The sequence below is a fragment of the Hyphomicrobiales bacterium genome (assembly GCA_016125495.1).
In the GTDB taxonomy this organism is placed as follows: Bacteria; Pseudomonadota; Alphaproteobacteria; order Rhizobiales; family RI-29; genus RI-29.
The window spans coordinates 1-13,303 of the sequence record WGLQ01000027.1 but is presented as its reverse complement, the minus strand read 5'-3'; the positions used below and the strand labels follow the sequence as shown (position 1 = coordinate 13,303).

Sequence of the window (13,303 nt, the reverse complement as noted above, 5' to 3'; positions counted from 1 at the left end):
ACAATTCGAGAGGACGACATGCGGGCACTGGTCAAGGCGCGCGGTGAACCCGGGCTCTGGGTGGAGGACGTGCCGGAACCCGTCGCGGGCCCCGACGACGTGCTCATCCGCGTCAAGCGCGCGGCGATCTGCGGCACCGACATGCACATCTACAACTGGGATGCCTGGGCGGCCGCGACCGTGCCCGTGCCGTTGGTGGTCGGACACGAGTACATGGGCGTGGTCGAGGCGGTCGGGGCCGATGTCGAAGGCGTGAAGGTCGGCGACCGGGTCGCGGGCGAAGGCCATCTCGTCTGCCGGCGCTGCCGCAACTGCCGGGCCGGCCGCGAGCATCTCTGCCGCAACACCAAGGGCGTCGGCGTCAACCGGCCGGGTGCCTTCACCGAACTCATCGCCATTCCCGAGCACAACGTCTACCGACTGCCGGACGCGGTGAGTGACGAGGTCGGCGCGATCCTCGATCCGCTCGGCAACGCCGTGCACACCGCACTCTCGTTCGATCTCGTCGGCGAGGACGTGCTCATCACCGGAGCGGGGCCGATCGGGCTCATGGCGGCGGCGATCGCGCGGCACGTCGGGGCGCGCCATGTCGTCATCACCGATCCCAATCCGAAGCGGCGGGCGGCGGCGGCCGACTTCGGCGTCACGCGTGCGGTCGATCCGACGGTCGAGAAACTCGCCGACGTCATGGGCGAACTCGGCATGACGGAGGGATTCGACGTCGGCCTCGAGATGGCCGGAGCACCCGCGGCGGTGCGCGACATGATCGCGGCGATGAACCATGGTGGGAAAATCGCGCTGCTCGGCATCCCCTCCGAACCTTTCGCGATCGACTGGAACGCCGTCATCTTCCACGGCCTCACTATCAAGGGAATCTACGGTCGGGAGATGTTCGAGACCTGGTACAAGATGCTGGCCATGCTGGAGAGCGGACTCGACGTGACGCCGGTCATCACGCACCGCTTCGCGTTCGCCGAATACGAGACGGCGTTTTCCACCATCAAGGCCGGCGAGGCGGCGAAAGTCGTGCTCGACATGGACGATATCTGAACGGAACGAAAACCGAGGCCGCGCGGCGGTGAACCGCCAGCCGTCGGCGAGGCGCAGGACGAAGGAGCGACCGATGGGCGGCAGCGACGAAATCGAGAACCCAGCCGACGAGGCGGCCGGCGCGGGCCGGGGCGCGCGGCGACGGGGACGGCGCCCGAGTTCGCCGGACCGCAGCGACCGTGGCGGCCTGCTGCATCAGCTGGACTGGGTGATTCCGGAGAATTCCGACGCGCCGACCGAGCCATTGAGCGCGGAGGGCGTTGCGAAGGTGCACGACGGTGCCATGCGCGTGCTCGAGGAGATCGGCATCGATTTCCTCCATCCCGAGGCGCGGGCCCATCTCAAGGCGGCCGGCTGCAGCGTCGACGAGGAGACGGCGACGGTGCGCATGGGGCGCGATTTCGTCATGGAAATGCTGGCTCGCGCGCCGAGCGATTTCCACATCACGCCGCGCAATCCGGCGAAGCGCCTGCACATCGGTGGGCGCAGCATGGTGTTCATCAATGTTTCCAGTCCCCCGAACTGCTCCGATCTCGACCGCGGGCGGCGGGTCGGCGACCGTTCATCCTATCAGGACCTCATCAAACTGACGCAGCACTTCAACTGCATCCACATGGCGGGAGGCTATCCGGTCGAGCCGGTCGATATCCATGCCTCCGTGCGGCATCTCGACTGCCTGTTCGACAAGCTGACGTTGACCGACAAGGTCTGCCACGCCTATTCGCTCGGCAAGGAGCGCATCGAAGATGCCATGGAGATGGTGCGCATCGCGAGCGGGCTCAGCCACGAGGAGTTCGACGCCAGCCCGCGAATGTACACGAATATAAACTCCTCGTCACCGCTGAAGCACGACTTTCCGATGCTCGACGGGGCGATGCGGCTCGCCAAGCGTGGTCAGCCTGTGGTGGTGACGCCGTTCACGCTCGCGGGGGCGATGGCACCGGTGACGCTCGCGGGGGCGGTCGTTCAGCAGACCGCCGAGGCGCTCGCGGCCATCGCACTCCTCGAATGGATCAGGCCTGGCGCGCCGGTGGTCTACGGCACCTTCACCTCGAACGTCGACATGAAGTCCGGGGCACCGGCGTTCGGCACGCCGGAGTACATGCGCGCAACACAGATGTCCGGGCAGATGGCGCGCTTCTACAAACTGCCGTGCCGGGCCTCGAACGCCTGCGCCGCGAACGCGCCGGACGCGCAGGCGGCCTGGGAAAGCGCCTTTTCCCTCTGGGCTTGCGTTTCGGCCGGGGTCAACATGGTCTATCACGCCGCCGGGTGGCTGGAGGGCGGGCTCTGCGCGAGCTACGAGAAATTCGTGCTCGACTGCGAGACGCTGAACCAGATGATCAAGTACATGGAGCCGGTGCCGGTGACCGAGGACGACCTCGCCGTCGAGGCGATCCGCACCGTGGGCCCGCACGGCCACTTCTTCGGCGCCGAGCACACCCAGAGCCGTTATCAGACCGCCTTCTACCAGCCGTTCGTGTCCGACTGGCGGAACTACGAAGCCTGGGAGCTGGCGGGCGCGCTCGATGCACCGAGGCGCGCCAACAGGATGTGGAAGCAAATCCTTTCGGAGTTCGAAGCACCTGCCATGGATGCCGGCATTCGCGAGGAGCTGGAGGCGTTCGTCGCCCGGCGCAAGGCCGAGGGTGGCGCACCGACCGACTTCTGATTGCGAGCCCGGTCGAGTGGTGGACCGGACCAGGGAGGCAATAATGCAGGGTTTCGAGGCGATGATGACGGGGCTCGCCGAACTCTTCGAGGAGGGCGGAGAGGATATCGCGAGTCTGGCGGCCATGGTGCTGCGCGAGCATGCCGCCGGCCCGGTGGCACCGGCCCCGCGGGGGCTCGCAACCTCGGCCCAAGTTGCCGCGATCGCGGCCGCGCCTGGTGGCCACCGGGTGGCCGGCCTCATCGCGCCGCTCCTTGCGGACCTCGATTGGCACTATTCGGGCTATGAGGACGGCCGCATCGATGCCGCGGTCGCTGCACGGATGCAGACGGTCGAGATCGTCGGGCCGGACGGGATGATAAAGGAACCGCGCTGTCGCGTCGGCCTCTTCGCCATGGTGCCAGGCGTGGATTACAGCGTGCGCACGCACGCCGCCGAAGAGCTCTTCGTGCAGATCGCCGGCGAGGCGGATTGGCAGCAGGCAGATCGGCCCTACCTGAAGCGGGGGCCGGGCGCGCGCATGCATCATGCGAGCTACGAGCCGCACGCGACACGGACGACGGCCAGGGGAATGATCGCGGCGTGGGTCTGGGGCGGCAACATCGACTACGACACCTATCGATACGGCGGCTGAGCCATGCCTCGGGCGGCACGACGCAGGACGTCCGGAATTCAGGGAGGAGAACAATGAAGAACCATGTCCAGGCCGTCGTGATCGGCGGCGGCGTCGTCGGATGCTCGGTGCTCTACCATCTGACGAAGGCGGGGTGGAAAGACGTCATGCTGATCGAGCGCTCGGAGCTGACGTCCGGTTCGAGCTGGCACGCCGCGGGCGGCTTCCACACGCTCAATGGCGATCCGAACGTCGCCAAGCTGCAGGCCTACACCGTCTCTCTCTACGACGAACTCGAGAAGATCTCAGGCCAGTCGTGCAGCCTGCACTTGACCGGCGGCATCCAGCTCGCCGGCACCAAGGAGCGGATGGAGTGGCTCGCCAACACCGTTTCGCGCGGGCGCTACCTCGGCATGGATCTGGCGATCATATCGCCGAAGGAGGCCAAGGAGATGATGCCCCTCATCGACGAGCGGCATTTCATCGGCGCGCTCTGGGATCCGATCGAGGGCCATCTTGATCCCTCCGGCACGACGCATGCCTATGCCAAGGCAGCGCGCATCGGGGGAGCGGAAATCGTGCTGCGCAATCGCGTCACGGAGCTCGTGCAGCGCGAGGACGGCACCTGGGATGTCGTCACCGAGCAGGGCACTGTGCATGCCGAGCACGTCGTCAATGCCGCCGGTCTCTGGGCGCGCGAGGTCGGGCGGATGGTCGGCCTCGAATTGCCGGTGCTGGCCATGGAGCACACCTACCTCCTCACCGAGGACATGCCGGAGGTCGCGTCGATCAACAAGTCGACCGGCAAGGAGATCATAGGGGCGATCGACTTCGAAGGGGAGATCTATGTCCGCCAGGAGCGGCAGGGCATGCTGATGGGGACCTACGAGAAGGCCTGCAAGCCGTGGTCGCCGGTGACGACGCCGTGGGATTTCGGCCACGAGTTGCTGCCGGACGATTTCGAGCGCATCGCGCCCTCCCTCGAGGTCGGGTTCAAGCATTTTCCCGCTTTCGAGAAGGCGGGCATCAAGAAGGCGGTCAATGGGCCGTTCACGTTCGCGCCGGACGGAAATCCCCTCGTCGGACCGGTGCGGGGGCTGCGCAATTATTGGGTCGCGTGCGGGGTCATGGCGGGCTTCAGCCAGGGCGGCGGGGTGGGCCTCGCGCTCTCGAATTGGATGGTCAACGATGATCCGGGGTTCGATGTCTGGGGCATGGACGTCGCGCGCTATGGCGACTGGGCGACGCTCGGCTACACCAACGAGAAGGTGAAAGAAAATTATTCGCGGCGCTTCCGCATCCGGTTCCCGAACGAGGAGTTGCCGGCAGCCCGTCCGACGCACACGACGCCGCTTTACGACCGCTTCGTTGCGCAGGGTGCCGTCATGGGCGACAGCTGGGCGCTCGAGACGCCGCTCTGGTTCGCGCCCAAGGGCGTCGAGCCGGTCGATATCGTCTCGTTCCGACGGTCCAACGATTTCCAGCACGTCAAAGCCGAGTGCGAGCTGGTGCGCGATGCGGTGGGCATCACCGAGATCGCGAACTTCGCCAAGTACCGCATCACGGGCCGGGGGGCGGAGGCCTGGCTCTCGCACCTCATGACCAACCGCATGCCGAAGACGGGCAAGCTCGTACTGACGCCGATGCTCAATCACCAGGGCAAGCTGATCGGTGATTTCACGATCGCCAAGCTCGGCGAGGGGGAGTTCCGCATGTTCGGCTCGACGGCGGCGCAAATCCACCACATGCGCTGGTTCGAACGGCACCTGCCGGGCGACGGGAGCGTGACGGTCGACTGCCTCGGCCAGGGCCTCGTCGGCCTTTCGATCGCCGGACCGCGATCGCGCGAGCTTCTGGCGCGGGTGACGCACCAAGACGTCTCGAATGCGGCATTCCCGTTCATGAGCTTCAGGCGCATGGACGTGGCCGGTGTTCCGACGTTGACGGGCCGGATCAGCTATACGGGCGACCTCGGCTATGAAATCTGGGTGGAGCCGGCCTACGAGCGCCGGCTCTACGACCGTCTGATGGCGGCGGGCGCCGATCTCGGCCTCGGCAATTTCGGGATGCGGGCGCTGCTTTCGATGCGGCTCGAGAAGAACTTCCCGACCTGGTTCCGCGAACTCAGACCCATCTACGGACCGTTCGAGGCGGCCATGGACCGCTTCATCGACCTTCGCAAGAACGACTTCGTCGGGCGGGCGGCGGCGCAAAAGGAAAAGGAGGTCGGGCCGAGCCTGATGCGGCTCTCCTGGCGCGTCGATGCCGACGACGCCGACGTCATCGGCGACGAAGCGGTCTGGCACGACGGCAAGGTGGTCGGCTGGGTGACCTCGGGTGGCTACGGGCACCGGGTCGGCGCCTCGCTCGCGCAAGGTTACGTGCCGGCCGGGCTGGCGGGCGACCTCGGCCAAGGGGCGTTCGAGATCGAAATCCTCGGTGACCGGCGCAAGGCGACGGTCTGCCCCGAGCCGCTGTTCGATCCGACGGGCGCGCGCATGCGTTCCTGACGGGAAACGCAGGCGGTCCGGCGCGCAACCCGAGGTGCTTGCTGCGGGCGTCGGTGCGTCTATCGGGCCGGACCCGGCCCGACGGTTGCGGGCAGGAGGGGCGGCATGCGGGTCTACTGGTCCGATCGCTTCGATCAGGCATTCGGCGGCGACCGGCGCTTTCCGCACGGGAAGTACGCACGGCTGCGCCAGCGCCTCCTATCGGAGGGCATTCTCGATGAAGGGATGCTCTTGCGATCGCCGCTGGCAACGACAGCTGAGCTTTGCGCCGCGCACACGACCGACTACGTCGAAGCGGTTCTTTCCGGCACGCTCGATGCCAGAGCCCTCCGGCGGATCGGGTTCAGCTGGTCGAGTGCCCTCGTCGAGCGGGCGAGGACGAGCGTCGGGGGCACGCTCGCCGCCGCAAGGGAGGCGCTCGGGACGGGTTGCTCGGGCCAGCTCGCCGGCGGCACGCACCACGCGCACGCCGATTTCGGCTCGGGCTATTGCGTTTTCAACGATCAGGCGGTGGCCGCTCGCGTGCTGCTGGGCGAGGGACGCGTGCAGCGGGTGGCGATACTCGACCTCGACGTGCATCAGGGGGACGGGAACAGCGCCATTCTCGGTGGCGATCCGCGCGTGTTCGTTGCGAGCGTGCATGGCGAGCGGAATTTCCCGTTCCGCAAGGTGCCTGGCGACCTCGATATCGGCCTCGAGGACGGGGCCGAGGATCGTGCCTATCTCGCCGCGTGTGGCGACGCACTCGATGCGGTTGTGGGATTCCGGCCGGACATCATCCTCTATCAGGCCGGCGTCGATGCGCTCGCCGAGGACCGGTTGGGCCGTCTTTCGGTGACCCACGAGGGTCTTTGCCGGCGCGATGAGATGGTGGTTGGCAGAGCGCGGTCGACAGGGGTAGCATTGAGTATCGCGATCGGCGGTGGGTATTGCGATCCGATCGAACCGACTGTGGTGGCCAATGCTCAGACATTCCGCTTGGCGCGTCTGATGCTCGGGTGAACAACGACCGGCCACACCGGGCGAACATGACATTTTCTGTCATCGATCGGTGACGGCCTCGTAGCCGGCCGATTCCTGATGTGAATCGACGACGTTCGGCGTACCCGTGGCAAAGGGATTTCAATCATGGATCTGGCGTTGCGACTTGCCATCGCCGCCTATGCCGACGCGGTTCGGCTGGACGAGGTCAGACCTGATGCGGGCACGCGGCAGGAGGGGCCGGATGTCAGCCCCGCAGCGTTCGAAGCATTCGCCGCCCACCATGTTCTGAACCAGAAGCGACACTTCGGGCTTTCCTCCGACGATATCCTGTCGATCGTGACCGGCGGTCGCCGCGACAGTCGGATCGATGCGATCGCGATCATCGTCAACGGCGAAATCATCCTCGATCAGGAGGACCTCGCGGTCATCGAGGGCAACGACGACTCGCAGGAGTTGAACGTCGAGTTCATATTCATCCAGGCGACGCTTCGCGAATACCTGTCGCAGGCCAAGATCGGTGAATTCTGCACCGGCGTCAGTAGTTTTTTCTCCTCGGGTGCGGGGCTCGAGGAGAGCGTCGAGATCGTCGGCTGGCGGTTGCTCGTCGAGCGGGTCATGGAATTCATGCAGGCGCGCGCGCCCGGAAGCGCTCCGGTGCTTTCGCTCTATCTCGTCTGGCCGGAGCAGGCGGCGGGACTCAAACGGGATCATCTCGCGACGCTGGAGTTGCGGCGGCGGGACATCCAGAACCTCGGGCGCTTCGCGCAGGTGAACTACGAGATCGTGGATGGCACCGATCTGGTCGCCATGGTGCAGGCCGAGCGCCATTCGAACCGCAAGCGGCTGCAGCTCGATGGCCTCGTTGCGGTGCGGGGTGCGGTGCTCGATCCGGCCGGGAAGGGCCGGTGCTGGATCGGATACGCACGAGCGAGCGAGCTGGTGGCTTGCGTGACGACCGACGACGAGCTCGACGAAGGGCTGTTCGAGGAGAACGTGCGGCACGTCCTTCGCGGCAAGTCCGCCGATGTGCGTCCGGCCGTGGACGAAACGCTGCGCGGACCGAACGCCGCCCGTTTCATCGCGATGAACAATGGTGTCACCATCATCGCCCGCGAGATCGAGGTGGAGGCGGACGGCACGGTGTGGCTGACGGATTGCCAGGTGCCCAACGGCTGCCAGACCATCTTCGCCCTCTTTGAAAACCGGGAGAGCCTTCGACCCGAGGTGACGGTCACCATCAAGCTCATCGAAACCCGAGAGCCCGATGTCATCCACGATGTCGTCGTGGCCAACAACAGTCAGAATCGCGTCGAACCGATCCAGCTGTTGAGCCGGACGCCTTACGTCAGGCGCATCCAATTGCACATCGATGCGAGCCTTCCCGAGGGACACCCGGCGCATGTACGCTTCGAGCGCCGAACCGGCGAGCACTTCGCTCTCAGAGTCGGGGATCGAAACCGCGTGGTGGACCTTCGCGAACTCATCGCGGGCTTCGTCTCCGTGTTCTGCGAGAGGCCGGACTTGGCACAGGGCAGCAAGTGGCGACAAATGCTGCAGATGGTGCCTAGCAAGGTGTTCAATCCCTCGCACGATCCGGAACTCTACAAGATCGTCGCACTGATAGCCTGGCGGACGCGGCAGTGGGTGAGCCTCAACCGACCGAGTTGGCGGCACCCGGCGCGCTTCCATCTGGCCCTTGCCGTGCGACGCCTCGCCGAACCCGAACCGGGCTGGCACCGTCTCGAGGCAAAGCCGGGGCCCGGACTGCAACGTTATCTGACGCGGCTGTCGCAGCAACTCATCGACGACGCCAGCGCCTCGCGGCTGTTGGCCGCGGCCAACGAAGCGGTGCTCGGTGTGCTCGAAGCCACCAAGGGCGAGGACATGCCGCTGCGCGCCACCAATGCCGAATTCGTTCGCGCCATACTGAAGGTGGTCGACAGTGGGCGGCCTGGCTGAGCCTTCGACGCGAGGTCGGGGCCGGGGCGGGCTGCGAACGGTGGCGCGCCGGTCGTCCACAGGCTCGGTCCGTGTCGGCTGGCGGAGCAGCCACCGAATCTGATCTTCCTTCCCGGTCAAGCGGGTCGACGGACCTCGCTCGCTCCAGGGGAGACTTCGGCATGGCGAACTTCCGAACGCATGCGATCGTGGGTATCGTTGGGAGCGGCATGCTCGCGACACTCACCATGGCAGCCAACGTCGTGCCGCCCGCCGAACTCGTGACACTCGCCTTTGCGGGGGCACTCGGCTCCGTGCTGCCCGACGTCGATCTCAAGAATTCGCGCGCGTCCCAGGCGCTCTTTACTGGGATCGCGCTGTTCGTTGCTTTCACTCTGCTGTTCAAGTTGTCGTGGCAGTATTCGATCGCAGAGATGTGGATCATCTGGATCGGTGCCTTCGCCTTCGTCAGGTTCGGTCTGCACAGCATCTTCCACAACTTCACCCGCCACAGGGGTATCTTCCATTCGGTTCTGGCCGGGCTCTTCTTCTCCCTGATCGCCGTATTCGTTCAGGTGAAGGTGTTCGGCTCCGATCCGGCGCTCGGCTGGCTGGCCGGTGCGTTCGTGATGGCGGGGTACCTGACGCATCTGCTGCTCGACGAAATCTACAGCGTCGATTTCGACGACTCGCGTGTTAAGCGTTCGTTCGGCTCGGCGCTCAAGCTGTTCGATGGCGAGGACCGGCTCGGATCGCTTGCGATGGCGGTGCTGGTGGCAGGCCTTTTTTATCTCTCGCCGCCGAGCGAGCGCTTCGTCGGCGCCATTACCTCCCCACAGATTTGGGCCTTGCTCGGCGAGCGGCTGCTGCCAGAAGGGGCCTGGTTCGGGTTCGCCGGGGATCTCGCGGGGGGATTCGGTTCGGGTGACGCTGCTGTCCAGAACGGGGCGCAGGTGGGCCATGCGGCGGGAGGCCATGTGGCGCAAGGTCCAACGGATGGTGCTGCCGAGCCGCGCGTGCGCTGACGACGGGGAGTTATGCCGGGCAGTGTTCGTCCCGGCGGCTCGCAGTCCAGCGTCGGCCAGGGGCGGCTCAGGACTTGGCGCGACGCTGGCGAAGACCGACAACGAAGGTCTCGACGAGTTCTGATGTCTGCTCGTCCAACGTCTCTTGCCTCAGGCAGGAGAACTTGGCGGCGACGTTCGAAGAGTTGATGCCTTGAAGCGCGGTCCAAAGTAGAAGCGCGGAATTCCTCACGCTCTTCTGTTCGACGTCGATCTCGCGCGCGAGCGCTTGCGTCAGATGCTCGAGCACATCCTGCAGAACTGCCTTGTACCATTCCGGCAGCGGCTCGCCCGCGGGCACGGCGTGGTCGACGAAGAGACTCCAGGCGAGTTCGTTGCGGCGGACGTAAGACGAATAAACGCCAACGAAACCACGAACATCGAGGCTTCCGGACCGTGAATCCCGCTCTATGTCGAGCTCCTGGAGCAACTCGGCCAACATGTCGGCCTCGACGTGCAGGATGATCTCATCAATATTGCGGAAGACATTGTATAGAGTGCCAGCCGAGTAGCCGACCCTTCGCGCGATCTCTCGGGCGGAAAGTCCAACGATGCCGCTCTCGGAAGCGATCTCGCGAGCACTTCTGCGAATCCTCTCTGCGAGGTCTACCGTGACGTGTTCAGTCCTGCGTGTCATTTCACAGTCTTCTCTTGAGCATCTGACTTCGTCTCAAATATAACTCACAGAAAATCCTACATGACACTAGAGAACTCTTTGGTTGGCACAAGCAGAGTGTGAACACAACTCGTCGAAATCGAAGCATCACGACAAGTTTATCTGCACAACTATGCGCTAGACGCGAACGATGCAACAAAAAAGCTACCGTCGGAGCATGTCTCCACCTGAGGGGTGGCGCGACAAGTTCGACGGCAGCTTCGGGTCGTGTCGGTTCGGGGCCGGAGAGGCCCCGGTGCCCAAGAACAAGGCAGGCGCTTGCCCTCCATCAGTCCGTCTTGGTCACGCTCAGGCTGCGGCGCGGGCGGAGATAGAAAGTCTCCTCGAGCTCGATGGTACCGGAGATGTACTGGCCGATCTCGGGCGTGAAATCGTAGGCGACGGTCGCGATGATCACGCTCGAGAGGGGCTCGAGCAGGCCGGCCGGCAGGCCGGAGTAGGTGGAGCCGGCCGCGTAGGGCTGGCCGCCCGCCTTGTCGTAGCTCCAGCCGACCGTGGCGTTGTTGTTGGCGTCGGTGAGGACACTCACAACCTGGATCGAGAGGTCGCCGGGGTTGAATTGGCTGATCAAGGCCGTCTCGAGAAGCGACTCGGCGATCCCCATGATGTCGTCCAGCTCCGGCTCCGTGATGACCTCGGCCTGAGCGACCAGGTCGGCGATCGAGCTTGCCGCCGTCGTGACGCGGCGGTCGAGCGTCAGAGCCTGACTGAACTCCACCGAACCGATGAAGAGCGTCAGCAGGATCGGCGCGACGAGAGCGAATTCGAGCGCTGCCACACCCGCCACACTGGCGGAGAATTTCTCAACGAGGTCGTTCACAGGAGCCAGGAGGCGCCGGCGAAGGAAACTGGAAGCGGACACGTTACTTACCCCACATACTCGGATCAGGTGAATTCTACGCATACCCCGACTGGGTGCGGTGGCGAGACCGAAGCCCCGGCAATGGTCTGCTTAGCTGCCTTCGAAGGGCTCATTGCGGAATGCGGCCATGGCGACGATGAGGCGGGTGCCGTCGCTCTGGTTGGTCAGGCCGATGCCGGGAATGTCGCCGATCAGGGACCATTTATAGTAGACGGTCACCAGAACGACGTCGCCGCCGCCGCCGATGCTGAAGCCGCCGACCTTGGTATCGTCGAGGTCGCCGTTGCCGTCGAAGGAATCCGGCGGTGTCATACTCGAGAAGCTGCCGAACGAGCGGACGTCGACCTTGAGGCCCGCGTTGCAGTCCGAGAAGGTCGCCACCTTCGAGCAGATTTCGCTCTTGAAGTCGTCCGCGCTCCATCCGGCCGCGGACGCCTGGCCGGTGCGGATCTGGCGTGCTGCCTGATCGACGGCGTTCTCGAGCGTGAAGGTACCGAAGTAGACGAGGGCGACCTCGAGGATCGCGAAGACGAAGGCGAGGAAGGGAGCGGCGACGAGCGCGAACTCCACGGCCGTGAAGCCGTCACGATTCCCTCTCAGCCTTGCAAAAAGACCGCGACCAGGCACGGCCTTGACGGCCGAAACACTACCAGACATTGGACGCCCCACACGTTACTTGCAGTTTCCCACGACAATTCGTCTACACCGAGCGACCTTAAGGATCGGTAAAAAGATTGACCGAAATTCACCATGGTTAAACTGGCGTCAATTCCGGTGATCGGGGAGTTTACCATTTTTTTTCTCGCGCTCGCCAGGGGGCAACCGGAGGGCATGCGGAGCGCATGCCAGGTGCATGCCAGGCGGTGTCATCGCAGGACCATGAAAGCCAGAGGGGGCAGCGGCGAACCGGCTGCCCCCCTCGTGGCGGGTGCGGAAATCAACAGTCCGGCTGGGCGATCAGTCGCCGCCCTGTCCGGCCTCGACGACCGTCGCGGACACCTTGAACTTGTCCTCGGCCGCCTTTGCGATGCGCGAGTAGTAGCTCTGTTCATCACCCACGGTCAGGATCGACTGGCACTTGGGAGCGCAATTGTAGGTCTCGCGAAGGGCGCCACGATTGAGGTGGACCACCTTCTGGTCGTCGGCACGCACGACGAGGCGACGGTTGATGATGACCTGGCCGGCGTTGTTGAGCGCGATGAGGTTGGTGACGCCGAAGGTCTTTCCGGTGACGATGAGGAGACGGCCGCTCTGAATGGTGACGTCCGCGATGGAGGGATTGCCGACGATGATATCGGCGACGTCCTCGTCGAGGCGCATCAGCTCGACCTGATCGTATTGAACCAGGAAGTCGTCGAAGAGGCCGACGTTCTCGATCGCGGATGCCGGATGGAACGTGGCGGCGGCGGCGAGGACGGTGGCGCCCAGGCAGGCCGACAGTAGATGGGAGCGAATTGCGCGTGCCGACAGCATGGCTGAGCCTTTGGGTTGCGAGTGGAGCTTGCGCCATTGGAGCGCAAATAGATGAATGAATTGCAAACGAGTGTCTCGATGCAGGGCGAGGACACGTGCGGGGGGGCATGGGGTGGGGCCGGACGTGGCAGGGTGGGTCGAACATATTGAACTCATTTACCAATCCGAGTCGTGCAGCTGTCAAATTAAACTTCCATTAGAGGTGGAGGACTAGGGTCGCCCTCAGTTCGGTGACGCATCCAATTCGCAGTCGGGCGCCCCGGACACTGCAGTGTAGTATCCAGGTACGGGAGATACCCATGAAGGCTCTGTTTGCACGCTTCCGCAAGGACCAGTCCGGCGCGACCGCCATCGAGTACGGCCTCATCGCCGCTCTCATCGGCGTTGCGATCATCACGATCGTCGGCGAAGTCGGCACCGAGATCGAGAACACCTTCACGTCGGTCAAGAACGGCCTGACG

General features: G+C 64.7%; 12 protein-coding genes. 8 read left to right on the top strand and 4 right to left on the bottom strand.

The window, feature by feature from the left end:
- Nucleotides 1-18: 18 nt before the first annotated feature.
- The 7 genes from GC150_15965 (at nt 19) to GC150_15935 (ending at nt 9,792) form a co-directional block, all read left to right on the top strand.
- Nucleotides 19-1,050: an L-threonine 3-dehydrogenase gene (locus tag GC150_15965; protein MBI1386404.1), complete on the top strand. Its 1,032-nt coding sequence runs from the start codon at nt 19-21 to the stop codon at nt 1,048-1,050.
- A gap of 73 nt (nt 1,051-1,123) precedes the next feature.
- Nucleotides 1,124-2,722 (top strand): methyltransferase, encoded by a 1,599-nt coding sequence (locus tag GC150_15960; GenBank protein ID MBI1386403.1) that lies wholly within the window; start codon nt 1,124-1,126, stop codon nt 2,720-2,722.
- Nucleotides 2,646-3,356: a hypothetical protein gene (locus GC150_15955; GenBank protein MBI1386402.1), complete on the top strand. Its 711-nt coding sequence runs from the start codon at nt 2,646-2,648 to the stop codon at nt 3,354-3,356. The genes GC150_15960 and GC150_15955 overlap by 77 nt, the downstream gene beginning before the upstream one ends.
- 53 nt (nt 3,357-3,409) lie before the next feature.
- A complete protein-coding gene (locus GC150_15950) occupies nt 3,410-5,845 on the top strand; it encodes an FAD-dependent oxidoreductase (GenBank protein ID MBI1386401.1) in 2,436 nt (811 codons plus the stop codon).
- 105 nt (nt 5,846-5,950) lie between these two features.
- Nucleotides 5,951-6,847, top strand: coding sequence for a histone deacetylase (locus tag GC150_15945; GenBank protein ID MBI1386400.1), 897 nt, complete (start codon nt 5,951-5,953; stop codon nt 6,845-6,847).
- A gap of 126 nt (nt 6,848-6,973) precedes the next feature.
- Nucleotides 6,974-8,788: a hypothetical protein gene (locus tag GC150_15940; GenBank protein ID MBI1386399.1), complete on the top strand. Its 1,815-nt coding sequence runs from the start codon at nt 6,974-6,976 to the stop codon at nt 8,786-8,788.
- Nucleotides 8,789-8,949: 161 nt separating this feature from the next.
- Nucleotides 8,950-9,792: a metal-dependent hydrolase gene (locus GC150_15935; protein ID MBI1386398.1), complete on the top strand. Its 843-nt coding sequence runs from the start codon at nt 8,950-8,952 to the stop codon at nt 9,790-9,792.
- A gap of 67 nt (nt 9,793-9,859) precedes the next feature.
- Here GC150_15935 and GC150_15930 read toward each other — a convergent pair whose 3' ends face one another.
- The 4 genes from GC150_15930 to GC150_15915 form a co-directional block, all read right to left on the bottom strand.
- Nucleotides 9,860-10,468: a TetR family transcriptional regulator gene (locus GC150_15930; protein ID MBI1386397.1), complete on the bottom strand. Its 609-nt coding sequence runs from the start codon at nt 10,466-10,468 to the stop codon at nt 9,860-9,862.
- A gap of 307 nt (nt 10,469-10,775) precedes the next feature.
- On the bottom strand, nt 10,776-11,411 hold the full coding sequence (locus GC150_15925; protein ID MBI1386396.1) for a hypothetical protein: 636 nt from the start codon (nt 11,409-11,411) through the stop codon (nt 10,776-10,778).
- Between the two features lie 48 nt (nt 11,412-11,459).
- On the bottom strand, nt 11,460-12,026 hold the full coding sequence (locus tag GC150_15920) for a pilus assembly protein (GenBank protein MBI1386395.1): 567 nt from the start codon (nt 12,024-12,026) through the stop codon (nt 11,460-11,462).
- Between the two features lie 300 nt (nt 12,027-12,326).
- Nucleotides 12,327-12,998: a hypothetical protein gene (locus GC150_15915; GenBank protein ID MBI1386394.1), complete on the bottom strand. Its 672-nt coding sequence runs from the start codon at nt 12,996-12,998 to the stop codon at nt 12,327-12,329.
- A gap of 143 nt (nt 12,999-13,141) precedes the next feature.
- On the opposite strand from GC150_15915, the gene GC150_15910 reads away from it, so the two are divergent.
- Nucleotides 13,142-13,303: Flp family type IVb pilin (locus GC150_15910; GenBank protein ID MBI1386393.1), on the top strand; the 162-nt coding region annotated here is incomplete at its 3' end.

Excerpts from the sequence above, each read along its gene's own strand:
- GC150_15965 (MBI1386404.1), top strand. The coding sequence starts at position 19 with ATGCGGGCACTGGTCAAGGCGCGCGGTGAACCCGGGCTCTGGGTGGAG.
- GC150_15960 (MBI1386403.1), top strand. The coding sequence starts at position 1,124 with ATGGGCGGCAGCGACGAAATCGAGAACCCAGCCGACGAGGCGGCCGGC.
- GC150_15955 (MBI1386402.1), top strand. The coding sequence starts at position 2,646 with ATGCCGGCATTCGCGAGGAGCTGGAGGCGTTCGTCGCCCGGCGCAAGG.
- GC150_15950 (MBI1386401.1), top strand. The coding sequence starts at position 3,410 with ATGAAGAACCATGTCCAGGCCGTCGTGATCGGCGGCGGCGTCGTCGGA.
- GC150_15945 (MBI1386400.1), top strand. The coding sequence starts at position 5,951 with ATGCGGGTCTACTGGTCCGATCGCTTCGATCAGGCATTCGGCGGCGAC.
- GC150_15940 (MBI1386399.1), top strand. The coding sequence starts at position 6,974 with ATGGATCTGGCGTTGCGACTTGCCATCGCCGCCTATGCCGACGCGGTT.
- GC150_15935 (MBI1386398.1), top strand. The coding sequence starts at position 8,950 with ATGGCGAACTTCCGAACGCATGCGATCGTGGGTATCGTTGGGAGCGGC.
- GC150_15930 (MBI1386397.1), bottom strand. The coding sequence starts at position 10,468 with ATGACACGCAGGACTGAACACGTCACGGTAGACCTCGCAGAGAGGATT.
- GC150_15925 (MBI1386396.1), bottom strand. The coding sequence starts at position 11,411 with ATGCGTAGAATTCACCTGATCCGAGTATGTGGGGTAAGTAACGTGTCC.
- GC150_15920 (MBI1386395.1), bottom strand. The coding sequence starts at position 12,026 with ATGTCTGGTAGTGTTTCGGCCGTCAAGGCCGTGCCTGGTCGCGGTCTT.
- GC150_15915 (MBI1386394.1), bottom strand. The coding sequence starts at position 12,998 with ATGAGTTCAATATGTTCGACCCACCCTGCCACGTCCGGCCCCACCCCA.